This is a genomic window from Natronolimnobius baerhuensis, from assembly GCF_002177135.1.
Taxonomy (GTDB): Archaea; Halobacteriota; Halobacteria; order Halobacteriales; family Natrialbaceae; genus Natronolimnobius; species Natronolimnobius baerhuensis.
The window spans coordinates 367,321-389,710 of sequence record NZ_MWPH01000003.1; the positions used below are offsets into that span (position 1 = coordinate 367,321).

The following is a 22,390-nucleotide window of genomic DNA, read 5'->3' on the forward strand; positions in this document are numbered from 1 at the left end:
TACATGCCTGCAGTCCCGTTACAGGAATACGCACTCTCGTTCTCTCATCGTCGCCGCTGTTCTCAGTAGTGACATCGTGTTCCGCTCATAGACAGCTATAGTAGCCACTGGAAGTCAGTGTACACCTGATCGCACTCGTAACTGCTCGACTCATCTTCGAATCTCGGGCAAAAATCGCACTCGAGGGTGTGACTCCGAACTCGGGGCTGTTAGACGCGCCGGAGCAAGTCGACCACGTCCGCAAAGCCTATTTCATCGTTGCCGGCGAAGTCGAACGCGTCCGGATTGTTCTGGATGTTTTCGTCCTCGAGGTTTTCGAAGAAGGCGGTCACGTCGTCGTGGCTGGTCTGCCCGTCGCCGGTAAAGTCGTTTTGCAGGCCGTCGTCGGTGGTATCCTGCGTTTCGTACTCGCCGACCTCGATGGCTCCGGGTTCTGGATCCGAGCCGTTTCCAGCATCGCTGCCGCTCTCGTAGGTCGTGCCGTTGACCGTCACGTCGAGGGTGTTGTAGGTCACATCGCCCTGAACGCCCTCCCAGTACTCATTGCCGACTTCGATGCCGCTGACCCACAGGTCTTGACTGAGGCCGTAGCGCTCGGTCATGAAGTCGATAATCTCGGTCAGGTCAACCTGTCCGGTCGTCAGCCCACCGTTGACGCGGAAGATGTGGAATGCGGCGTCCGTGCCGCCGCCACCGCCGTAGACCGTCCAGTAGTCGATTTCGTTGCCGAACTGATCGGTCCAGACACCCGGCTCGTCGACCCCGCCGTGGCTGTGTTCTGCGCCCCACTCGAGGACGAGCATGATTTCGTGCGTGTGGGTTTCGATCTGCTGGTCGGGCGGCTGTTCCATCAGCCACCACTCTTCGGCGAGGTTCCACTCGCCGCCAGAGACGTCGAGGTCGATATCGACCTCGAGGGTCAACTCGTCGACGTCGCCGCGCTGGATCGGGAACGAGTCGGCCCCGCTGTCGTCGCCCCAGGGTTTGGTGCCGAGTAAGACCTGCGGATAGTTCGGCTCGCCACCGGCGGGGCGGGAGGTCCACTCGTAGCCGTAGCTGCCGTCCTCGGCGAGCCAGCTACACATCTCGAAGCCGTGGTCCTCGACGCTCGCGCCCCAGTCGTTGTTGATCAACAGGAAGTCGCCGTCGCCGATGTCGATTTCGCCGAAAGACTCACAGGTCTCCTCGAGTGGCTGTGCACCGGCGATGCCGGTGCCACCAAGTGCGAGTGCGCCCGCCGTTGCACCGGTTGCCTGGACGAACCGCCGCCTCGAGAGTGCGCGGCTGACGCCGTTGTTGTCAGAACTCGCCGTCTCGTCTGGGTCACGCTGTGAGTGGTCGGTCGTCTCGGTTCGGTCACCGTCTGTGTCGTCCGTGTCTGGATTCGAATTCATGGCTGTCTGTTGTGGAGGGTGCTCGAGTGCGATGCTCAGACCCGTCGAAGCAGTTCGGCCACGTCTGCGAAGCCGACCTCGTTGTCGTCGGCGAAGTCGAACGCATCGGGGTTTTCCTGAATGCCCGCATCCTCGAGATTCTCGAAGAAGGCGGTCACGTCGTCGTGGGTCGTCTCGCCGTCGCCGGTGAAGTCGTTGTGCAGGCCGTCGCCTGTCGTGTCTTCGGGTGTGTACTCGCCGACCTGAATCGGCTCCGGCTCCGAGCCGCCGCCGTCGCCCGGAAGCCCATCGTCGCGATAGGCCTCGAGGTGTGCTTTGACGTACTCGCCGGCGAACTCGTCGCCGCCGAGGAGGTCCCACTCACAGGGCAGGTCCTCGCAGTGGACGGGAATCTCGTCTTCGTAGGGGTGGCCGATGGAGTCGGTATCCTCCGGTAGCGTCGGATCTTCGTCGAGAAACGCTCGCGTGAACATAACCGGTCGCCAGATCGGATCGGCACACCAGGCCGTCCAGTGAATCGCCTCGCTCGACTCGAGCCACTCGAAGAACGGGTCGGCGAAGTCGCTCGTGCGCCCGTAGAGTTCGGTCGCGCCGGCGTGGGTCGCCTCCCAGCCGAACTCGGTGACGAACACCGGGACCTCCTCGTAGACGCCGTCGGTACCCATCCCGTCGATACCGACCTCGTCCCAGGCTTCGTCCTGGCTGACGACGTGGCCTGAGTAGATGTGATACGCGTAGGCGAGATTCTCGCCCTCGAAGGGCTCGATGTAGTAGCCCTCCGGGTTCTGGCTCCAGCTTGGCGAGCCGACGATGACGATGTTGTCGGCGTGTTCGCGGATCGTATCCACCCACGGCTGGGCCAACTCCTTCCACAGCCGCCAGTTGTCTCTGACCCACTGGCGGTCGACCTCGGCCCACATGCCGGGTTCGGTCGGCTCGTTGTAGACCTCGTAGAGGACGTGGTCGTCGTCGGCGTACCGCGGCGCGACGATCTCCCAGAACATGTTGACCTCTTCTTGCAACTCCTCGTTGATCGTCCCCGTCTCACTGTTTCCCCACTCGCCGTCCCAGCCGTCTTCGGCGTCGTTGTCCGTCCAGTGGCGGTGGAAATCGACGATGGCGTAGACGCCCAACTCGCCTAACTGCTCGATGATCGGATCGTAATGCGTCTCGAGATACTCCTCGAGTTCGGCTTCGGTGAACGCGACTGGATCGGGCGGGCCGCCGGTGTGGCCGGGTTCGTGCTCGCCGATATCGACCGGCTGGGCGGGTACGCGGATGACTCTGGGATACCAGCCCTGGCTCTCATCCGTGAGGAGGTCGACGACGTGTTCGGCGGCTTTCCCGCGTGCCGGTGCCGTCACGTTCAGGCGCTTCGGATCAGCGATGTTGAGTCCGCGGAGCGTGACGGTGTTTCCCTGCGGGTCTTTGATCAGGTTCCCCTCGACATGGAGCCGTGGCGTTGGGATGCCCGTCGTGGCCGCCGAAACCGTCCCTGCTGACCCTGCGCTGAATCCGGCCGCAAGCGCTCCTGTCGCAGCCGCTGATTGGAGAAATCGCCGTCGGGTCGGTGCCCGTTTGTCGGTGGCTCCGCGCTCGAGGCGAGTTACTGACTGGTCGTCTGTCTGCTCGTCTGTCGATGATGCGTGTTTCATGCCCTTTCACTGCTCGTTCTGTGTGCTGACAGATTTCAAATAGTGGTGAAAATGTGTGCCAGCAGCGTGTGGTTGGAAATCGATACTGGTCTGCGGCTGCAGCTTACAGCTGACGCAGCAGTTCGGCGACGTCCGAGAAGGTAACGTCACCGCTCTCGGTGAAGTCGAACGCTTCGGGGTTGTCCTGGATCCCGTCGTCTTCGAAGTTCTCGAAGAAGGCCGTCACGTCGTCGTGGGTCGTCTCACCGTCACCGGTGAAGTCGTTGTGCAAGCCGTCATCGGTCGTATCTTGGGCTGTGTACTCGCCGACTTGAATGCCCTCCGAGCCGTTGTAGAGGTCCGGATCGTCGTGGCCGGGCTCGGTCGTTCCCAGATCGAACGGCACCATATCGTCGCGGTGGACCTCGAGTTGCTCTTTGATGTACTCGCCGCTGTGTTCGCCGCCGAGGAGATCCCACTCGCAGGGCTGGTTCTCCACGTCGGGACACGGTGCGCCGTTCGGCAGCGCCGCCCAGATGTCCTCGAGATCGGTGTCGTAGAAGTTGTCGTTGACGAGGACGTCGCCGATGAGGTCACCCTCGTCAGGCCCTTCTGGGAACTCGAACATCGTCGGGTACCAGCGAACGTCGGCACACCAGGCGATCCAGCTGATGCGGTCGTCGGCTTCGATCTGGTCAAAGAACGGAATGCCGTACTCCGGCAGCGTCCCCTGGCCGGTGGTCGTCCCGCGCAGCCAGTGAGCGACTTCCGGGTCGTTGATCCAGCCGAACTCGCTGATCGAGATGTGATGGAAGTCCATCGCATCCTGCAGGCCGGCGGCCTCGTAGCCTTCCCAACCGTAACACGAGTCGTCGTAGACGTCCTGTTCCGGCTCGATGTATGGGTCAGTCAACTCACCCTCAGTCTCTGCGGCGATGTCTTCGTGCCAGCGGTAGTTCGTGTCGTTGAACCAGTTGTTGAGTTGGCTCACGTCGTGGCCGGCGTAGTTGTGCCAGGTGACGGCGATGTTGTCGTAGCCAGCGTCGTTGAAGTCATACCAGTACAGTCCCTGCAGCGACTGACACCAGCCGGGGACGCCGACCAGCAGCACCTGTTCGGGCTGGTGCTGTCGGATTTCGTCGATGATCGGTCCCATGAAGTCGTCGACGAACGTCTCCCACAGCGGCTCCTGTTTGAGCGCGCCACAGCCCTCGACTGGTCCCCAGATACCCGGGGCAGTCGGCTCGTTGTACGGCTCGAAGACCACGTGCGGTTCGTCGGCGTACCGGTCGGCGACGACGCTCCAGAACAGGAGTGCCTCCTCGAGCAGTTCCTCGTTGACCTGCCAGTTTTCGTAGGCGTATGGCGTACCAGGGATGTCTGCCGGTGAGTCGACGCCGGCCCACTCTCCCTGTTCGCCGTCGTGATCTCCCTCGTTGATGTACGTCGAGTCGACGTAGCCCCACGAACTGGGCGTCGTTTCGTCGAAGGTAACGTTCGGCCCCGAGAACGTGTTGTACGCCCAGTAGTTCGTGTACGGACTGTCGTAGGGCAGGTGGTTCTCCGCCGCGCCGGGGGCTTCCGTTCCTGGCGGCTGTTCGTGCCAGTGGCGGTGGAAGTCGACGATGGCGTAGACGCCTCGTTCCTTACAGCGCTCGACGAGTGGGTCGTAGTAGTTCTCGAGATAGTCCTCGAGTTCGGCTTCGGTGAACGCGACGGGCTGTGGCGGCTGCATCGCCCGGCGGTTGTCGCGAATCGCGTCCGGATTCTCGATGTCTGGTGCCTCTGGACGCAGGTTGCCGTTGTCGTCGAAGTACTCCGGACCGGCGTGTCCCATCGGGTGTTCGCCGATGTCCTGTGGCTGGGCGGGCAGGCGAATGGCGCGTGGATACCAGCCCCGGTCGTTGTTGGTCATCATGTCGAGCAACTGCATCGGGGTTTTCCCGCGCAGTTGGCTCGTCCGGTCGAGTCGCTTCGGATCGGGAATGCTGACGCCCCGCATCTTGAACGGCTCGCCCGACTCGTTGACGATTCGGTTCTGGCTATCGATTGTCAGGTCGTCGAACTCGCTGATGTTGCCGGCGACGCTGCCGGTAATGCCTGCACCCAGTCCGAGCGCGGCCATGCTTGTACCAGCCGTTGCTCGCATCATCGACCGGCGCGACATGTTGATCGTCGGTCGCTCACTCGCACGGTCTAACGCGCGTCGTCTTGCGCTTTTGTTCGTCGATTCGCCCGTCTGCTGTCTGCTGTCGTTGTTGTCGTTCATTGTCGCCTCATCTGGTTTGTCGCTGGCTGTCCCGCGTTCGCTGCGAAGACATTCAATATTACAGTATAGATTATATTAAAACTAACTACTACAAAGTGAAATAATATTGGCAAAGGGGGTGACTCAGCCCGCCCCTCTGAGCGCCGCTATACTCGTTCTACACGTCGTAAAGCAGTTCGACGACGTCCGCAAAGCCGACCTCGTCGGTACCAGCGAAATCGAAGTCCGCCCAATTCTGCTGGATCGCATCGTCCTCAAGGTTCTCGAAGAAGGCGGTGACGTCGTCGTGGGTCGTCTGGCCGTCACCGGTGAAGTCGTTCCGGAGGCCATCGCCGGTCGTATCCTCGGGTGTGTAGTCGCCGACGACTGGGTCGTCGTCGCCGTTTCCGTCGCCATCGACTGTGAGTTCCAACTGCACGGGCCCGTCGGCGTCGGTCACGGAGACCTGCTGGGTCGCCGACTCGCCGTTGACAGTGACAGTAACCTCGTGGTCCCCGTGGAACACAGCTGTCTCGAACTCGCCGCTGGAATCGGTCGTGCCGGACTCGTCGGTCCACCACTCGTCGAAGACCAGATCGACGTACTCGTCGTAAGCCGGCTTTTCGGTCCAGTCCTCTTCGTACAGCGGCGCGTCCGGATCGTCGCCCATTTCCGGGCCCCAGTGGACTGGATCCCAGTGGCCCCACATGAGGAAGTCCTCGGCTTCGGGATGGCTGAAGAACGTCTTGAGGAACCGGTGGAGGTAGTCGGCCTGCATCTGTCGGTCCCAGCCGTCGCCGAACATATCGAACTCGGTGACCTTGAGGCCGGCACCGTACTGGGCGTACTCATCGAGCCGGGTCATCATCTCGTCGTAGCTGATCCGCTCGTCGGCGTAGTGGTGGGACTGCATCCCGATGCCGTCCAGATCGATCCCGCGCTCGTTCATCAGATAATCGATCTGGTCGTGGTACTGGTCGCGGGCGTAGCCGTGGTTGCCGTTGAGCGTGTTGTAGTCGTTGACCGCAATGTCGATGTCGTACCGGTCGGCGACCTCTTCACCGAACTCGTACCAGTCGCCCAGGATTTCTGCGGTCTCCGGAGTGGTTCCCTGCCCTTCGATGGCTTCGATCATCGCTGGCTCGTGGAAGACCTCATTGACGATCTCCCACTCCGTAATGTCGTCGCCGTAGTGTTCGATGATCGTCTCGATGTGATCCATCGACTCCTCGACGACGTAGTCGGGGTCGTGATCCGGCTCACCAGCTTCTTCCCAGTCTTCACCCATCGCTTCGACGACCCGCGGCGGAATCGCGTGCGCGTCGATGTTCCCCCACAGTGCGACGTGACCGCGCACGTCCATATCCCGCTCGCGAGCCCACTCGACCGCCTCGTCGGCGATCTCGGTGTTGTCTTCCCACAGGTTCCACTTGTGGACGTTCTCGAGGACGATCATGTTGAAGTGCTCCTCGAGGGTTTCGGCGTAGCGCTCCTGATCTTCGTCGGTGTAGATATCCTCGCCCCACTCGCTGCCCCGCGTGAGGAACTCGGCGTGGGCCATACACCCAAAGCCAAAGTCGTGTCCCTGTTGTTCGATTTCGACCGTTGCATCCGTCACCGCCGCGCCGTCGTCGGTCTCGACGACGACCTCGAGGTCGCCCATTCGGTACTGCTCGATTCGCTCGTCGGCCGCGGCCTCCCACGACTCCTGTGCGAGCGCACTCCCGGTCGCACCAGCACCGAGGCCGAGTCCGCCAAGTCCGCCGGCCAGCCCCGCGGCTCCGATTCCGCGAAGGTAGTCTCGCCGCTCGAGCGCTGTCGTCGACTCTTGCTCGTTGCTCGCTTGCGACTCTGTCCCCGCTGCCCGTTGGTCATCCGATGCTGTTCGCTCGTCGTGCTCCCCTGGCGTTGTCTCGGTATTCCGTGTCATTGTCGTGGTCTCCGTTGCTGGTCGCTCGAGTGATCGATCACGCCGGGTGTACCCGGTGTCTGGTCACCACTTCAGGTGCACTCGTGATTGGCTCACTCGGCTGTCTGACTATATTTCACAGTAATTAGTATAAATATTATCTAGATAAAAATAGAATAGTAGGCAGACAGTTCAGCCGACCTCGTCGACTGACAGGTAGGTCGGTTGGGTTCTGTCCGGTGGCTGTGTACCGTGGCGCGTCGTGATCCCAACAGGGTGATGCCAGTTTCCCTGCTATCGGTGCGTCTCCGATCAGGAGACGGTGATTTCGACTTCGTCAGTCGACTGACGGTCGAGTTGGTCCGTCGCGGTGAGTGTCACCGTGTACGTGCCACTCGAGTCGTAGGTGTGGTCGTTCCACCAGCCACTGGCGGTCGTGCCGTCGCCGAAGTCCCACTCGAGGGACGTAATCCAGGCGTCGTTCGGGGAGGTATCGCTGACGCTGAACTCGAGGCGCTCGCCGGCCGAGGCGGACGTACTCGAGGGCTGCAGTTCGGCCAGATCATCCTCGAGCGGAATCTCTCCCTCGAGTGGTTCCCAGGTACCGTTGACATCGTATTCGGGTTCCTGACCCTGGTTCGTCCACTTGGCTTCCCAGTTCTCGCCATCCCAGGAGACGCGCTCGCCTTGCTGGTAGAGGACGTCCGACTCCCAGGTTGGGTAGTCGCCTGGTGCTGGTTCGTCTTCTTCGTCGGTCGTCGCCGTCACCGTCGCGGTGTCGGTCTCGTCGCCGTCGTCGCCAACAGCGCTGACGCCGATTTCGTAGGTCGTGTCGTCGTCGAGACCCGTGATCGTCGCGCTGGTCATCGTGGTATCGCTGTCGAGGCTGCCGTCGAGGTAGACGTTGAAGCTGGCCGCGTTGGCGTCGGCGCTCCAAGAGACCTCGATGGAGCTCTCAGTCGTCGAGACGACCTCGAGGGCTTCGGGGACGACCGGCGGTTCCTCAACCGGTTCACCCACGACGGAGAGGGTTGCGGATTCGGTTTCTGCCGGGATATCGTCGTCGTCGAGATCCTCCATGCGGACGATTTCGACGTCGATGTCGGTGTCGCCGTTGGCCTGCCCCTCGAGTTCGACGTGACCGAAGTCGATATCGGTCGTGCCGGGGTCGAGCGGCTCGATGGCGCTGAGGCGGACAGTGTCGCCCTCAATGTCGACGTAGCTGATTGGCTGGGACGTATCAGGGAACGGCTCGCTGATGTCGGCATCGGTGATCTCGACGATGCTGTCGTCGATGGTGAGATCGACGGTAAAGCCGAGCAGGCCGTCGGGTGCCTCCGTGAGGCCGAGGTCGACGGTCGTCGTCTCGCCAGTGTCGATCTCGTCGTCGGCTGGGTCGACCGTAACAGTCGGCGTTTCCGGCGGCTCCTCACCAGTGACGGTCAGCGATTCGGACTGGGTTTCTGCCGGGATATCGTCGTCATCGAGGTCCTCGAGACGGACAACTTCGACGTCGATGTCGGTGTCGCCGCCAGCCACGCCCTCGAGTTCGACGTGACCGAAGTCGATGTTGGTCGTGCCGGGGTCGAGGGGTTCGATGGCGCTCAGGCGGACGGTATCGCCGTCGATATCGACATAGCTGATCGGGCTGGAGGTGTCTGGGAACGGCTCGCTGATATCTGCGTCGGCAATCGAGACGACGCTGTCGTCGATGGTGAGATCGACGGTAAAGCCGAGCAGGCCGTTCGGTGCCTCCGAGAGGCCGAGGTCGACGGTCGTCGTGTCGCCAGGCTCGATCTCACTGTCTGCAAGATCGACCGTGACCGTCGTCGTTTCCGGCGGCTCGTCGTCTTCGGCGTCGGTCGTTGCCGTCACCGTCGCGGTACTCGTCTCGTCGCCGTCGTCACCGACAGCGCTGACACCGATTTCGTAGCTGGTGTCGGCGTCGAGACCCGTGACCGTTGCACTCGAGGTGGTCGTTTCGTCCTCGAGACTGCCATCGACGTAGACGTTGTAGCTGGCTGCGTTCGAGTCGGCGCTCCAGTCGACTTCGATGGAACTCTCGCTCGTCGAGACGACCTCGAGGCTCGTCGGCGTACTCGGTGGCGATGGGCCGTCGTCGGGCTCGCCAACGGTCAGCGTTGGGGCGTCGTAGTTGGCTTCTCTGACGACGTTGCTGTCCGGGTCTGTGAGTGCGAAGTCTTGAAGCTCGAGCGTCGTTTCGCCGTCACCCTGTGCTTCGAGGTGATAGGTTCCGACTTCGACGCTAGACTCTTCGATATCGGCGATCCGCGGGAGCAAAATCGAGTCGACCCCGCCGCCTGCCTCCTCGATTTCGTCGTTGAGTTCGAGTTCGAGCAGCGAGTTATTGATGTCGATTTCGGTGATCAGTGCAACGTCGGGGTCGACCTCGAGCGTGACGTTGACGCCGGCTGAGCCGACTGGAACGTCCTCGAGTGAAACCGTTGCGGTTGTCGTTTCGCCGGGATCGAGTTGGTCGTCAGCGAGTTCGGTGACGATGGTTGGGACGTCCTGTGCGGATGCCGCTGTGGCACCGAGTGTAAGCGCACCTGCGCTCGCGCCGGCGGCTTTGATGAAGGTCCGGCGTGAGGTCGGTGTACGGTCGTTTTCGGCCGCTTCGTCTGTGTTGTGGTGTGTTGTATCGTCGTTCATCGTGGGTGTCTCCTTTCTGTGCTGTCTCCGATTCCATGCTGGTGTGTCGTCGCTACCGTTCGTGCCCGCCAGCGATGGAAGGGACACATATTACAGCTCTATTCCGACAGATAATAAGATTTTTTATTGACTGAATAAATTAATATTAACTCTATTTTCTGTCGGTGTTGTGCCCTCCCGCTGTTGCTGGTGCGGACGGACCAGCGGTGGAATGGGATCGCTGTTCCGGATTAGATGCGGTTGAGCATATTGACGACATCCGCAAAGCTGACCTCACCGTCTCCAGCGAAGTCGAACGCGTCAGGGTTGCCCTGCACGTTTTCATCCTCGAGGTTTTCGAAGAAGGCGGTCACGTCGTCGTGGCTGGTCTGTCCGTCGCCGGTGAAGTCGTTGTGCAGACCGTCGTCGGTGGTGTCTTGTGCGTTGTAGTCGCCGACTTGGATGCCATCACCGGTCTCGCCGATTGGGCCAGGTCCGACGTGCAGCGGGTTCTTGCCGTTGTCGGCGTCCGGATACGGCTCGTCTCCGGGTGCGAACTCGTCTCGGTCGCCAGCCATCTGCTGGTTCCATTCGTGCCACCAGACACCGGGCGTGTCGTCGTTCAGGTAATCCATCCAGTCGTCGGCGTCGGGTGCGCCGGATGCGCCGCCCGGGCCGGGGTCGCCGTGTTCAAACATGTGTGGCTCCCAACTGTGGTCGAAACACCAGGCCTGTGGATGCACGTCGTACTCCGTGAGGAACTCCTCGTAGCCCTCGATAAACGGCTCACAGTCCGCATCTTCTGGATCCTGGTCTGGATCGGTCGTACAATCCATCCACGGCGTGTCGACTTCCTTGCCGCCGCCTTCGATCCAGCCGAATTCGCTGAAGAAGATCGGCACGTGCTCGGATGGCTCACCGATGTAGTCACCCAGTGGCCGCATGTCCTGTTGCGTGTAGACGTGGGCCGTGTAACACATATTCGTCGCGTCGAACTCGTTGTACGGTGCCCAGTAGGCGTACTGACTCCAGCGTGGGCTGCCAATCGTGATGAGGTGGCCGGGTGCGTTCTCCTCGACCGTATCGACCCACGGCTGCGCACGGTCGCGCCAGAGGTCGTACCAGCCTTTCATTTCGTCGAGTCGAACGTCGTAGTCGCCTTCGGCCTCGCCCGGTGCTTGCTCTGGGAACGAGAGTTCGCCGGCCTGGCGCTCTGGGCCGCCCCAGTCGCCGCCGTACGGGCCGGTTGGCTCGTTGTAGACGTCGAAGATGACGTGGTCGTCTCCCGCGTAGCGATCCGCGATAACCTCCCAGAACGTGTGCAGTTCCTCATCGAGCGCGTTCGACACTTCCGGTGGCTCGAGGTAGATATCGTCCTCGTCGAGGTCGAACGCTTCGACGATGTTCTGGTCGTCGATCAGTGACCAGATGTCGTCAATCTGGTCCTCACCGTGCCAGAGCGGGCCGCGTTCGCCACAGACTTCGGGATTTCGCCAGCTTTCGCCGCCGTCGGAGTCACACTGCCACGTATCGTATGGAATGTCGTGGCCCGCGTGGTCTTCCTGATGGAAAACGGGATAGTGGCGGTGATAGTCGATCATCACGTAGGCGCCGCGTTCGGCACCCATGTCGACGAGTTCGTCGAGATACGTTTCACAGTACCACTCGACGTCGCTCGCGTCGAACGAGCCAGGCAGCAGTGGGCCCCAGTCGTCGCCGTGGGGCATCTGTCCAGGTTCTGGCGCGCTCGTTCCAGCGGCAATGAACTCGGCTTGGACCGGGATACGGACGATATTCGTGTACCAGCCTTCGCTCTCGTCAGTCGCCAGTTCAAACGTTTCGGGTGCAGTCTGTCCGCGCCACTCACGGCTCTGCTCGCCGGGATCGGCGATGTTGACTCCGCGGAGAATGACCTCGTTCCCGCTCGGGTCGACGATCTTGTTTCCGTCACGCGCAAGCGGCGGCAGATCTGCGGCCTGCCCCGCCGCGCTGCCGGCGACCGCCCCAAGGCCGCCGACTGCGAGGACGCTTGCACCGGTTGCTTTCATAATGGACCGTCGCGACGTCGAGACCCCTCGACGTCCGCCAGTTGCCTGTTCTGCTCGGTCAGATGGATTTGTGTTCTTGGTCATGGTCAGTCGAACGCATCCCGCCGCGACACTGAGTCGCGGCACACGAAGGGCCGTCAACGACCCTCTCGACATACTTACAACCCATACAATATGAAATTTACTTCTAGGAGAATAAATATTATATTTTTACTACTGGCTGTAATACCCTCGAGTGCTCGCGTTGTGGTGGCACGGAACAGTATTCCTCTACGACCGCCAAGACGGCACACTGAACTGGGGCGCACCGATTGGCGATTCGGCCATCGGCAGACCGGTGTTTCCCGTCGCGGACGAGCGACGCGTTTACGCAACCTATCGGGGCCACCTCGCGTGTATCGAACCGCGGTCAGACCGACTGTGGAATCTCGAGGTCGACTGCGGAAACGGAACCATCGCCATCATCGACGGCGCGCTGTTCGTCGCCACGACAGGTGGCCGCTGCTACGCGGTCGCCTGACCCCCGAACCCGCGTCGCATTTATACCTTGTTCGCCCCTAGGGCCGTCCGTGAGTACGCGAACGAGTGCGCTCGATGCAGTCGTCTACGGCGTCGATATCCAGAGTGGCGACGTACGCGGCGATGCTCCCTCCTACGCCCTGGTCCGATACGATGGCGAGGAACTCGAGCGGGATGTCGTCAGCCACCGCAAGCTCCGACGACTGATCGACGACGAGGAGCCGGCGATCATCGCGACGGACAACATGTACGAGCTGGCCGCCGACAAGGACCAGTTGATTCACTTTCTGGGTTCGCTGCCGAGCGGGACGAAACTCGTCCAAGTGACGGGGGCCGAACAGCCCGAACCGCTCTCTCGAGTCGCGAAACGCCACGGAATCTCCTACGGTAAGGAGCCGATGAAAGAGGCCGAGGCCGCCGCCCGCCTCGCCGCGCACAACGTCGGCCACGAAGTCTCCGCGTTTACCGACACGACGGAAGTCAAAGTCGCCCGCGGGCGCTCGACCGGCAGCGGCGGCTGGAGCGAGGACCGCTACACGCGGCGCATCCACGGCTCGGTTCGCAAACGCGCCCGCGAGGTCGAATCCGAACTCGAGGACGAAAACCTCGCCTACGAGAAAGACGTCCGCGAGTCCTACGGCGGCTTCGCGAACGCCATCTTCACCGTCGAAGCGAAACCCAGCGAGATTCCCGTCTCGCGGAATCGCTCGGGCGACGTACGCGTCGAAATCGAACGGGAACGCCGTGATGGCATCGAGTTCCGCCCGCTCGCAAAACGCCGCGATCACGTCATCGTCGGCATCGACCCCGGGACGACCACCGCCGTCGCCATCGCCTCACTCGAGGGTGAGGTCCTCGATGTCTGGAGTTCACGCATGAGCGACACCGCCGACGTCATCGAGTGGATCGTCGAGCGCGGCCGGCCGATCATCGTCGCGGCAGACGTGACGCCGATGCCCGAGACGGTCGAGAAATTCCGCCGTAGTTTCGACGCCGCGGGGTGGACGCCAGAATCAGATCTTCCGGTCGACGAGAAACAACACCGCACGCGCGAAGAACCATACGATGACGACCACCAGCGTGACTCGATGGCGGCCGCCCTGTACGCCTTCGACGACCACGAGGATCAGTTCGAGCGCATCGCGCGAAAGCTCCCGCCGGGACTCGACCGCGGCGAGGTCACCGCCCGCGTCGTCGCCGGCGAAGAGAGCGTCGAGGCCGTCCTCACCGACCTCGAGGACGACGACCAACCAGAGGAGAACTCGACCGAACACGAACCCCGCGAACTCTCCCCGGAGGAACGCCAGATCAAGGACCTCAAGCGCCAGGTCGAGCGCCTCCAGTCCCACGTCGAAACTCTAGAGGGTCGCCTCGAGGCAAAAGACGACCGGATCGACGACCTCGAGTCCGACCTCGAAAGTGCCCGCAGCGACCAGCGAAAGGAGGTCCGTCGCGACCGGGAAGTGACTCGCCACCGCCGCCGCGCGGAGCGCCTCGAGTACGAACGCGACGAGGCCCGCGAGGAAGTCGACCAGTTAGAGCAGAAAGTCGACCGAATGAAAGCCCTCTGGAAGCTCGATCACTCGAACTTCAGCGATGTGTCGGCCAAAAAGGAAGGCCTCGTCCCGGTCAAAGTGATCGAGAAGTTCACCAAGGGTGCGATTCGCGAGGCGGACGACCAGTACGGGATCGCACCCGGCGATGTCGTCTTCGTGCGCGACGCAAGCGGTGCGGGTCGCTCGACCGCTGAACTACTAGCGGATTTCGGCCCGCGCATCGTCCTGAAGAAAGGCGGCCTTTCAGAAATCGCCGACGAAATCCTCTTCGACGAGGACATTCCGGTCGGCCCCGCCGACGACGTCGCCATGCAGGAAGTCGACGAACTCGCCGTCGCCCGCGAAGACGACGTCGAAGCCGTCATCGACGACTGGCACGAACGCGCTCGAGACCGTCGCCTCGACCGGAAAGCCGAGATGGTTGATCAACTCATCAGCGAGCATCGTGCCGGCGATAACGAAGTGTAACGTCCGGCGAGCACTCAAAACATCCCGAAACTCTGGAGCACGCTCGAGACGAGTGACTTGACGACTAGGCCGAGGCCGGCAAGGACGAGCGCGATCCCAGCCGCGATAATCCAGTCTGCATACGCGATCAGTCCGATACCGGCGAGCAACACCACAATCCCGACGAAACCAAGCGGGCCAATCTTATCGATCATACGCTGAGTGGCCAGTCGACCGAAATAAACGACGTGGTTTTGTGATACTGCCGGACAAAACGAGTTACAGACTTTCGACCGAACGGTTGGTCGAAAATCTGTACTGACTTTTGTCTGGTATAGTAGCCACTGAAAGTCAGTGCACACCTGATCGCCAGACAGATCGGCGATCAGTGTGTGAATCGTTTCAGTTGTTACTATAGTATGACTCGCCGCTGGCTCGAGGGTCACGGCTCGAGTCGGGGTTTCGGCTGGGTGGCGCGAGAAAATCGATAAAGGGTTAAACACCTCCACCGCGAATTTCAGGGTATGAGTGACGACGGAGACGGCGGTCGAAAGAACCTCCGGATGCCAGAGGACGACGAGGTCTTCGCGACCGTCACCGATATGCTCGGGGCGAATCGGGTTCAGGTACGCTGCGCAGACGGCCAGGAACGCACGGCGCGTATTCCAGGCAAGATGCAAAAGCGCGTCTGGATTCGCGAGGACGATGTTGTCCTCGTTTCCCCGTGGGACTGGCAGGACGAGAAGGCCGATATTACGTGGCGGTACGAAAAGAGTGACGCCGATCAGTTGCGTGAGGAAGGCCATATCCAATAAAACGAACTTTTGCGCTGTCGTTCGAAAGACGCAAAGCGTCTTTCGTGATGACGAGAGAGCTTCGCTCTCTCGAACCACGGGCGCGGCAAGCCGCGCCCTCGGCAAAATCTTCAAAAGAGCGCGCAGCGCTCTTTTGGACCTCGCGGGATCAAAGATCCCGCTTAGCTTCGATGAAAAGCACTCCTCCTTCCGTTTCCTCCCTGTGGAGCGACGCAAAGCGTCGCGTCCTCGCTCGTTCACATCAGTCGTCGGCCCGCGAGCGCCGTCGGCGCTCGCGGTGAACAGCTTCGCTCACGGTTCACTTCGTTCACCGTTCGCTGGTCGCGGTTCTCGCCCTCCGGGCTCCGAACCGCGCTTCGCTCGGGTTTTTCAAACCACTCGCTCGCCGATACTATGTCGTGGGTAGTTTGGTAGCTGAGGTACTCCGGCGCTGTGCTCTGCCTTCGATGGTTTCCCTTCGTCAGCCTGCCCTTCCCCGTTGAGCGAAACCGAAGGTTTCGCGAGATTCTCGGCGCTTTGCGCCGACTGCTCGAGGGACCTTTGGTCCCTCGCTGCTCGGAAGCGCTTGCGCTTCCGTTGGTTCGTGCGCTTCTCGAGATTCTCGGAGCGCACTCACAGCCATGATATTGGTGGCTCAACTCGTCGATCATGAGACGCAGACACGTCCAGCACCGTCGTACAGAAAGCTTATTCCTTTCCTTGACTTTCCAGCCGGCATGACTCTCAGTCGACGCCAGCTCCTGCAGGGTGTCGGAGCCGGCGTTTCCGTCGGCGTGCTCGGGAACACGGCATCGACGCCGGCAGCCGCGTCGACAGCGCCGTCGGGGGACGACACGCGACGCGTGCTGGTCCATCCGGACAACGGACTGCTCGGCGGGCTCATCGACGTGATCGAGCAACTCGGGGGAACGAAACTCCTCGAGTTCGAGCACTTCGAGTTCGTCGCCGCGGAGGTGCCCGAAAGCCGACTGGACGACCTGCTCGGTGCATCGGGCATTGCCCACGTCGAAGACGACGAGGAGACGGGCATTCCCGACGACTGGTCGCCCGACCTGCTCGAGTTTTTGTTGCCGCCAGATCGGTCGGACTGTTCGACCCACCCCGACGAGCAGGCATCGTGGGGCCTCGAGCGAATCGGGGCTGACGAGGTCGAGGCGGATGGCTCGGGCGTTGATATCGGCATTCTCGATACGGGGATTCAGACCGATCACTGTAGCGTCTCGGTCGCTGGCGGGCGCAATTTCACGGCCGACGGACTGGCTGGCGACTACGAGGACCGACACGGCCACGGTACCCACGTCGCCGGTATCGCGGGCGCACTCGAGAACGATCTCGGCGTGGTCGGAACCGCTCCGGAGGCGACTCTCCACGCGGTAAAGGTGCTCGACGACGAGGGCCGGGGCCGCTACAGCGAGTTGATCGCGGGCATCGACTGGTGCATGTCGAACGATATCGAACTCATTTCGATGAGCCTCGGCGGCGAGGAGGAGAGCCGCGCGGTCGACGACGCGGTCGAGGCCGCACACGACGCGGGCCATCTGCTGCTCACCGCGGCCGGAAACGCCGGGAACGCCGGCGACGGTGCCTGCAGCGAGGAGACCATGTCCTATCCGGCGACCCACGAAAAGGTGCTTGCGGTCGCAGCGATGGACGAGGACGACACGCTGGCGTCCTACAGCAGCGTCGGCGAGGCCATCGATCTGCTGGCTCCGGGTACTGACATCGTCTCGAGCGTCGTCGACAACGAGTACGCCGAAGCCAGTGGGACGAGCATGGCCTGTCCGTTCGTCACCGGCGTTGCCGCGCTGGTCTGGGAAAATGGCGAGGGTAACGGTCCCGGTCCGAACGAGACCGTCCGCGAGGTGCTGACGGTGACCGCCGAACCGGTCCTCGAGACCTGCGAGGAAGGCGCGGGCCTCGTCGACGCCCGCGCAGCGCTCGGTGCGGATATGGCTGGTGACTCGGACGGCACCCCACGGAGCGGCAGCGGTCAGGACGGCGGCCTCGGCGGCGGCGGGCGCATCGGCTCGGCGCTCGAGTGGGTTTCGGACGCGGTTACGGGCCTTCTCGAGTGGATTCGGGGTCTCTTCGGCTAATCAGTGGTCGGGGTGGCGAGGTAGCCAATGCTGAACGGCACGATTGCCATGGCTGCTGTTCCAACAAACGTCGTGACGCCGGTCTCAATTCTCGAGATGGGGGACAGTAAGAGCAACGCGAACCCAATCGGGAGGAGGGCACTCACGAACGCGTCGCGCCGGCCGCGTCGGGTTGCGACTGACCCAACAATCATCGCCGAGACAGCAGTGAGTGCGATGAACTGCGTCCCGGTTACCTCCCGCAGGACAATTTCGGACACCGACGGGTCGACAGTCGTCGGCTGGGTGTCGCCAGCTACGAACGGGGTTTCCTGCACCCATTCGTAGGTATATCGCGCAATTCCAGCCACGCTCACGAGGACGCTGAGAAGCAGCGCGAGAAGCGACCGACGCGGTGTCAGCGGTCTCCGTGTTTGCTGTCGCATCGCGAACGCACCCCACGTGAGAAGTATCGGGCCAGCGATTGCGCTGGTATACACAACGAACGGGTGGGCACTTCTGATCCCTCCGTAGGGGAGCGAGTCGCTACCCGGAATAACGTCAGCGGGGGACAGCGGATACGCCATCATGCAGGCGATTCCAATGACACCCATAGCCGCACCGAGTGCGCGAGTTCGTCTCGCTTTGAGTCGGCTCACGCGGGTGCGTTTGGGCATAGCGCTTGCTCATTCGCCGATTGTATAATTGTTCCGCCGTTGAATTAAACAGAGACGACTTCGATTAATTCCAGCCTGCAAACCGCCTGCCTGCAAATCGGTCGCGGTGCGAAGCGCTCGCCGCTGAGTCGTGACTGCGAACGCTGCCTACAGACCCGCGATGTCTTCGATTGCACCGGTCAGGGCTTTGATCGACTCGAGGTCGTGTTCGCCCATATAGGCCCACCTTTTGCACTGCGGGCCGCCTTCGGCGTCCGTCGGCAGAATCTGGACCAAAAGCACTCCTCTTTCCGTTTCGGGTGCTTTGCACCCTCCACATCAGTCGTCGGCCCACTCACTCACGTCCGTTCGTTCGCGGTTGAACGTCCTCGACAGAGACTCCAATCCGGCGATGTCCTCGCCAGTGATTACAGTCCGGCCACGTCTTCGATTGCATCGGTCAGGGCCTTGATCGACTCGAGGTCGTGTTCGCCCATGTGGCCGATGCGGAACGTTGTCTCGCCAAGTTGGGAGCCGTAGCCGTTCGAGAAGACGAAGTCGTACTCCTCGCTGACGGTCTCGATGGTGTCGGCCACGTCGATTCCCTGCGTGTTCTCGATGCAGGAGACGGTCTGGGACTCGTAGCCTGCCTCGGGGAACATGTCGAAGTGCTCGCGGGCCCACTCCTGGGTGTATTCGGCCATCTCGCGGTGGCGCTCGTCGCGAGCATCGTGTCCCTCCTCGAGCATGTGTTTCATCTGCGTGCGGTAGGCGAGCATGATCGGGATGGCGGGCGTCGAGTGGGTCTGGCCCTTCCGGTCGTAGTAGTCGATGGTGCGCTGGAAGCCGCCGTACCACGAGGCCGAATCGGACTCGAGTTCGGCGTCGTAGGCGTCCTCGCTGACCGTACAGATGGCGAGTCCCGGGGGCATCGCGAATGCCTTCTGGCTCGAGGCGAACAGGACGTCGATGTTGTGCTCGTCGATATCGACGTAGTCACCGCCCAGCGCGGAGACAGCGTCGACGACGAAGTAGGTGTCTGGATACTCAGCGATGACATCGCCGATTTCCTCGATTGGGTTCCGAACGCCGGTCGAGGACTCGTTCATGACGGTTGCGACGACGTCGTAGTGTGTGTCGCTCTCCTCGAGGGTTTCGCGGATGTCTTCGGGTTTGATCGCCTGGCCCCAGTCGTACTCGAGGCGATCAACGTTTTTCCCGAGTCGTTCGGCGACGTTGGCGTGGCGCTCGCTGAAGCTGCCACAGGTCGGAACGAGGATGTTCTCGTCGACGAGGTTGAGCGTCGAGGCCTCCCAGAACTCGGTGCCCGAACCCGTCAGGACGATCACGTCGTTGTCCGTGCCGAGGAACTCCTTCGTGTCCTCGACGATGGTCGTATAGAGGTCGGTCATACGGTCCATGCGATGGCCGAACATCGGCTCGCACATGGCCTCGATGACGTCCTCGCGCACTTCGGTTGGCCCCGGAATGTACAGCGTCTTGTCGGGATAGTCGCCCGTATACTCGCGTTTGTTGGTCACGAAATCACCTGATACAGTGTACTGACGTGCCAACCAGTATGGTACTTTTGATGCCCTGCCGGACTCGAGACTGCTCGCACTCGAAACTACCCACTCTCAGGACAGCAAAAAAGAACCGCACAAACGAACGGTGTCGGCTTACTGAACGTCGATGTCGCCGGCCATCGACCCTTCGTGTGGGTCGCAGACGTATTCGACCATCTCCGTACTGGCTTCAAACTCGAGCCACTGGTCGTCGTCAGGGTCGCTGACTTCGTCGGTCTCGAGGTCGTCGACAACGTCGCCGTCGTCGTTTCGAATCTCGATGTTGTGGTCCTGACCGTCGCCCTCGGACCAGCCGAGTTCGTAGCTCTCGCCCTCCTCGAGGACGAGCGTTGGGTTGGTCTCGCCAGCGATGGCGTCGGGTGCAATACCCTCCCAGCCGGCCGTCTGGCCGTCGAGTTCGATTTCCGTGCCTGGCTCGAGTGCTTCGGCCTCGTCGCCGTTGTCGTCGCCGTTTCCGTTGCCGTTTCCGTTGCCGTCGTCATCGTCGCTACAGCCAGCAACGAGTGCCGTTGCAGCAGCCGCGCCGGTGAGCTTCATCGCAGTTCGGCGGGAGACCGATTTGTCTCGTGTCATCAGCTGTGAGTTAGGGCTGAGCACATAAAAATTAATACCCTCCATTCCTTCCCAGACATGCGTTCACATGCCACAATTTTACCCGCCGTTTTTGTGAATCTGTATATTTTGTTGTGTAGGAAACGCCATTGTGCACTCGTTATTGCGCGAACCACGCAGTTCGTGTTCGATAGCCGTCGCTTTTCCCGTTAGTCACCAGATTCGCTGCTCTTCCGACCAACGAGTCCGTCTTGCTCGAGCGAGAGACGCAGAAAGATTGGAATGGTGACGAGTGCAATTGCAATCTCGAGGCCGCCGACGGTGAGGAAGGCCAGATCGTAGCCGTAGCTGCTGGCGACGGTACCGCCGATGAGGAAGCCCCCGAGGAAGCCGAGGTTGCCGGCAAGGTTGAACCCGGCCATCGCGAGGCCGCGTTCGCTCTCGTCGGCGAGGTCGGTCACGAGTGCCATCGTCGTCGGCGAGACAAGTGCGCCGAGGATGCCGATGGTGATCATCGCGATGGCGGCGGTCGAAACGGTGGGTGCAGCGCCGACGAGCAGAATACCAACCCCGTAACAGATCGATCCGACGACAATCGGTGCCGTGCGACCGATTCGGTCCGAGAGCGTCCCCATCGGATACTGCAGCAAAGCAAAGGGGGCGAAAAAGCACGCCAGCAGGAGTCCCGTCGTTCCGGCGTCAATGTTGAACGTTTCCTGAAAATATAGCGTCCCGACGAGTGCGAAAAAGCCGGCCGTCATCCGGTCGACGAACCCGAAGGCGTACGGAATCGAGAGCGTGGGTCGTCGGCTAATCCCCTCGAGCAGCGCGCGTGCGGTCCGGGTCTGGGTTGGCGTGCGGTCCGGGACGAACGAGACCAGCACGCCGCCGACGACGAGCAAGCCGCTGGCGACGGCAAGCGGTGCGAGCGGGTTGACCTCGGTGAGTTGGCCACCAATTGGCGCGCCCATCGCAGCGCCGAGTCCGATTGCGATGCCAGCCGCGCCCATGTTGCGGCCGTGGCCGCCCTCTAAGTCCATCAGCATCGTCATCGTCAGCGAGAGCGCGCCGATAGTCATCGCGCCCTGCAGAACGCGCAACAGGAGGACGCCCTCGAACGAGATCGAGCCGATAGTCGGGACGAGTGCAAGCGCCGCATAGCTGGCCGCACCGGCGAGTGCGCTGACGATAATAAATGGCGTTCGACGGCCCGTCACGTCACTGAGCATCCCCCAGACGCCGACGAAGGCGACGTAGGCGGCGAACTCACTGACAAGAAACCACATGCTCGCATCGAGTGCGGTCTGGGCGAACGGCGAGGCGGTCGCGTCGGCACCGAGCGTCTCGACCAGCGTCGCGATACCGGGATAGAGCAACAACTGCGAGAACAACACGGCGAAGACGACCGCTGCGAGGACCAGCCGGTCGCGGTCTCTCGAGTGCACGTCGGCCACTACGGGTCGGAGTCCTATCAAGCGTCCGACTTCGGCCAAGTAGCGGGGCGTCTCTCGACCGCCTTACTCCGAGACAGCGGCCTGTGCCTCCGCGAGCGTGAAGTTCCCTTCGTAGAGTGCGCTGCCGACGACGACCGCAGCCGCGCCTGTCGCCTCGAGCGCCTGGACATCCTCGAGCGTCGCGACGCCGCCGCTTGCGATCACTGGAATGTCAGTCGCTTCGACGAGTTCGCGGACCGGCTCAGTTGCGACGCCCTCGAGTTGGCCTTCGACGTCGACATTTGTAAAGAGAATCGCTGCGGCTCCGAGGTCCTCGTATCGCTCGGCGGCTTCGACGGGCGAGATGCCCGCGCCCTCGGTCCAGCCCTCGACGACGACCTCGCCGTCTTTGGCGTCGAGACTGACGACGACGCTGTCGGGGTAGTCCGCGCTAATCTCCGCGACAATGTCGGGGTTTTCGACTGCCGCTGTGCCGAGGATTACCCGGTCGAGACCGCGCTCGAGCAGGTCTGCGGCGTCGTCAGCGGTTCGGATACCACCGCCGAGTTGGGTTGGGACATCGACGGCCTCGAGCACGCTGTCGATTGCCGCGCCGTTTGCGCGCTCGCCGTCGAATGCGCCGTCTAAGTCGACCAGGTGAAGCGACTCGGCACCGGCGTCGATCCACCGTGTTGCGGCCTCGACTGGCTCGCCGTAGGTCGTCTCTGTGCCGCGTTCGCCCTGGACCAACTGGACGACCTCGCCGTCCTGAATGTCGACTGCTGGAATCACGTCGAACTCCTCGAACTCGTCGCTGCCGTTCGCGTTTGCATCGTTCATACGCGTGTGGGCGCGGTCAACTCGAG

Annotated in this window: 17 protein-coding genes; 4 read left to right on the forward strand and 13 right to left on the reverse strand. The window is 62.0% G+C overall.

The window, feature by feature from the left end; all coding sequences use genetic code 11:
* Positions 1-209: 209 nt before the first annotated feature.
* From B2G88_RS14375 to B2G88_RS14400, 6 genes are all read right to left on the reverse strand, one after another.
* Positions 210-1,394 carry a twin-arginine translocation signal domain-containing protein gene (locus B2G88_RS14375; protein WP_054863179.1) on the reverse strand — a complete coding sequence of 395 codons (1,185 nt, stop codon included), beginning with the start codon at positions 1,392-1,394 and terminating at the stop codon, positions 210-212.
* A gap of 35 nt (positions 1,395-1,429) precedes the next feature.
* A complete protein-coding gene (locus B2G88_RS14380) occupies positions 1,430-3,049 on the reverse strand; it encodes a glycoside hydrolase family 5 protein (RefSeq protein WP_087715149.1) in 1,620 nt (539 codons plus the stop codon).
* Positions 3,050-3,152: 103 nt separating this feature from the next.
* Complete coding sequence (locus tag B2G88_RS14385) at positions 3,153-5,297, reverse strand: cellulase family glycosylhydrolase (protein WP_087715150.1); 2,145 nt, start codon at positions 5,295-5,297, stop codon at positions 3,153-3,155.
* Positions 5,298-5,454: 157 nt separating this feature from the next.
* Positions 5,455-7,206 carry an endo-1,4-beta-xylanase gene (locus B2G88_RS14390; protein WP_087715152.1) on the reverse strand — a complete coding sequence of 584 codons (1,752 nt, stop codon included), beginning with the start codon at positions 7,204-7,206 and terminating at the stop codon, positions 5,455-5,457.
* Between the two features lie 291 nt (positions 7,207-7,497).
* Entirely contained in the window at positions 7,498-9,858 is a 2,361-nt protein-coding gene (locus tag B2G88_RS19820; RefSeq protein ID WP_217895827.1) for a PKD domain-containing protein, read from the reverse strand.
* A gap of 230 nt (positions 9,859-10,088) precedes the next feature.
* Positions 10,089-11,885, reverse strand: a complete 1,797-nt coding sequence (locus tag B2G88_RS14400; RefSeq protein WP_176393253.1) for a cellulase family glycosylhydrolase — start codon at positions 11,883-11,885, stop codon at positions 10,089-10,091.
* A gap of 235 nt (positions 11,886-12,120) precedes the next feature.
* Here B2G88_RS14400 and B2G88_RS14405 point away from each other — a divergent pair, with 235 nt between their 5' ends.
* Both B2G88_RS14405 and B2G88_RS14410 read left to right on the forward strand, forming a co-directional pair.
* A complete protein-coding gene (locus B2G88_RS14405; RefSeq protein WP_054864183.1) occupies positions 12,121-12,405 on the forward strand; it encodes a PQQ-binding-like beta-propeller repeat protein in 285 nt (94 codons plus the stop codon).
* Positions 12,406-12,454: 49 nt separating this feature from the next.
* On the forward strand, positions 12,455-14,428 hold the full coding sequence (locus B2G88_RS14410) for a DUF460 domain-containing protein (protein ID WP_054864182.1): 1,974 nt from the start codon (positions 12,455-12,457) through the stop codon (positions 14,426-14,428).
* A gap of 14 nt (positions 14,429-14,442) precedes the next feature.
* Here B2G88_RS14410 and B2G88_RS14415 read toward each other — a convergent pair whose 3' ends face one another.
* Entirely contained in the window at positions 14,443-14,622 is a 180-nt protein-coding gene (locus tag B2G88_RS14415) for a DUF7470 family protein (protein ID WP_054864181.1), read from the reverse strand.
* 309 nt (positions 14,623-14,931) lie between these two features.
* On the opposite strand from B2G88_RS14415, the gene eif1A reads away from it, so the two are divergent.
* Positions 14,932-15,222 carry a translation initiation factor eIF-1A gene (gene eif1A / locus B2G88_RS14420; RefSeq protein ID WP_054864180.1) on the forward strand — a complete coding sequence of 97 codons (291 nt, stop codon included), beginning with the start codon at positions 14,932-14,934 and terminating at the stop codon, positions 15,220-15,222.
* A 716-nt stretch (positions 15,223-15,938) separates the two neighbouring features.
* Positions 15,939-17,318 (forward strand): S8 family peptidase, encoded by a 1,380-nt coding sequence (locus B2G88_RS14425; RefSeq protein ID WP_087715156.1) that lies wholly within the window; start codon positions 15,939-15,941, stop codon positions 17,316-17,318.
* On the opposite strand, the gene B2G88_RS14430 is transcribed toward B2G88_RS14425, so the two are convergent.
* The 6 genes from B2G88_RS14430 to hisA all read right to left on the reverse strand — a co-directional run bounded on the left by B2G88_RS14430 (position 17,315) and on the right by hisA (position 22,364).
* The gene (locus tag B2G88_RS14430; RefSeq protein ID WP_140408880.1) at positions 17,315-17,974 is read right to left on the reverse strand and encodes a hypothetical protein; all 660 of its coding nucleotides are present in this window, start codon (positions 17,972-17,974) and stop codon (positions 17,315-17,317) included. The genes B2G88_RS14425 and B2G88_RS14430 overlap by 4 nt on opposite strands.
* A 147-nt stretch (positions 17,975-18,121) precedes the next feature.
* Positions 18,122-18,250 carry a hypothetical protein gene (locus B2G88_RS20085; protein WP_281253876.1) on the reverse strand — a complete coding sequence of 43 codons (129 nt, stop codon included), beginning with the start codon at positions 18,248-18,250 and terminating at the stop codon, positions 18,122-18,124.
* 131 nt (positions 18,251-18,381) lie between these two features.
* A complete protein-coding gene (locus tag B2G88_RS14435) occupies positions 18,382-19,494 on the reverse strand; it encodes a pyridoxal-phosphate-dependent aminotransferase family protein (protein WP_087715157.1) in 1,113 nt (370 codons plus the stop codon).
* A gap of 138 nt (positions 19,495-19,632) precedes the next feature.
* Positions 19,633-20,112 carry a plastocyanin/azurin family copper-binding protein gene (locus B2G88_RS14440; RefSeq protein WP_087715159.1) on the reverse strand — a complete coding sequence of 160 codons (480 nt, stop codon included), beginning with the start codon at positions 20,110-20,112 and terminating at the stop codon, positions 19,633-19,635.
* A gap of 188 nt (positions 20,113-20,300) precedes the next feature.
* Positions 20,301-21,536, reverse strand: a complete 1,236-nt coding sequence (locus B2G88_RS14445; RefSeq protein WP_087715373.1) for an MFS transporter — start codon at positions 21,534-21,536, stop codon at positions 20,301-20,303.
* A 72-nt stretch (positions 21,537-21,608) separates the two neighbouring features.
* Positions 21,609-22,364, reverse strand: a complete 756-nt coding sequence (gene hisA, locus B2G88_RS14450; RefSeq protein WP_054864139.1) for a 1-(5-phosphoribosyl)-5-[(5-phosphoribosylamino)methylideneamino]imidazole-4-carboxamide isomerase — start codon at positions 22,362-22,364, stop codon at positions 21,609-21,611.
* Positions 22,365-22,390: the final 26 nt, after the last annotated feature.

What these genes read in the sequence shown, in the direction of transcription:
- eif1A (WP_054864180.1), top strand. Translation starts at nt 14,932, where the DNA reads ATGAGTGACGACGGAGACGGCGGTCGAAAGAACCTCCGGATGCCAGAG.
- B2G88_RS14385 (WP_087715150.1), bottom strand. Translation starts at nt 5,297, where the DNA reads ATGAACGACAACAACGACAGCAGACAGCAGACGGGCGAATCGACGAAC.
- B2G88_RS19820 (WP_217895827.1), bottom strand. Translation starts at nt 9,858, where the DNA reads ATGAACGACGATACAACACACCACAACACAGACGAAGCGGCCGAAAAC.
- B2G88_RS14400 (WP_176393253.1), bottom strand. Translation starts at nt 11,885, where the DNA reads ATGAAAGCAACCGGTGCAAGCGTCCTCGCAGTCGGCGGCCTTGGGGCG.
- B2G88_RS14415 (WP_054864181.1), bottom strand. Translation starts at nt 14,622, where the DNA reads ATGATCGATAAGATTGGCCCGCTTGGTTTCGTCGGGATTGTGGTGTTG.
- B2G88_RS14440 (WP_087715159.1), bottom strand. Translation starts at nt 20,112, where the DNA reads ATGACACGAGACAAATCGGTCTCCCGCCGAACTGCGATGAAGCTCACC.
- B2G88_RS14425 (WP_087715156.1), top strand. Translation starts at nt 15,939, where the DNA reads ATGACTCTCAGTCGACGCCAGCTCCTGCAGGGTGTCGGAGCCGGCGTT.
- B2G88_RS14375 (WP_054863179.1), bottom strand. Translation starts at nt 1,394, where the DNA reads ATGAATTCGAATCCAGACACGGACGACACAGACGGTGACCGAACCGAG.
- hisA (WP_054864139.1), bottom strand. Translation starts at nt 22,364, where the DNA reads ATGAACGATGCAAACGCGAACGGCAGCGACGAGTTCGAGGAGTTCGAC.
- B2G88_RS14430 (WP_140408880.1), bottom strand. Translation starts at nt 17,974, where the DNA reads ATGCCCAAACGCACCCGCGTGAGCCGACTCAAAGCGAGACGAACTCGC.
- B2G88_RS14390 (WP_087715152.1), bottom strand. Translation starts at nt 7,206, where the DNA reads ATGACACGGAATACCGAGACAACGCCAGGGGAGCACGACGAGCGAACA.
- B2G88_RS14380 (WP_087715149.1), bottom strand. Translation starts at nt 3,049, where the DNA reads ATGAAACACGCATCATCGACAGACGAGCAGACAGACGACCAGTCAGTA.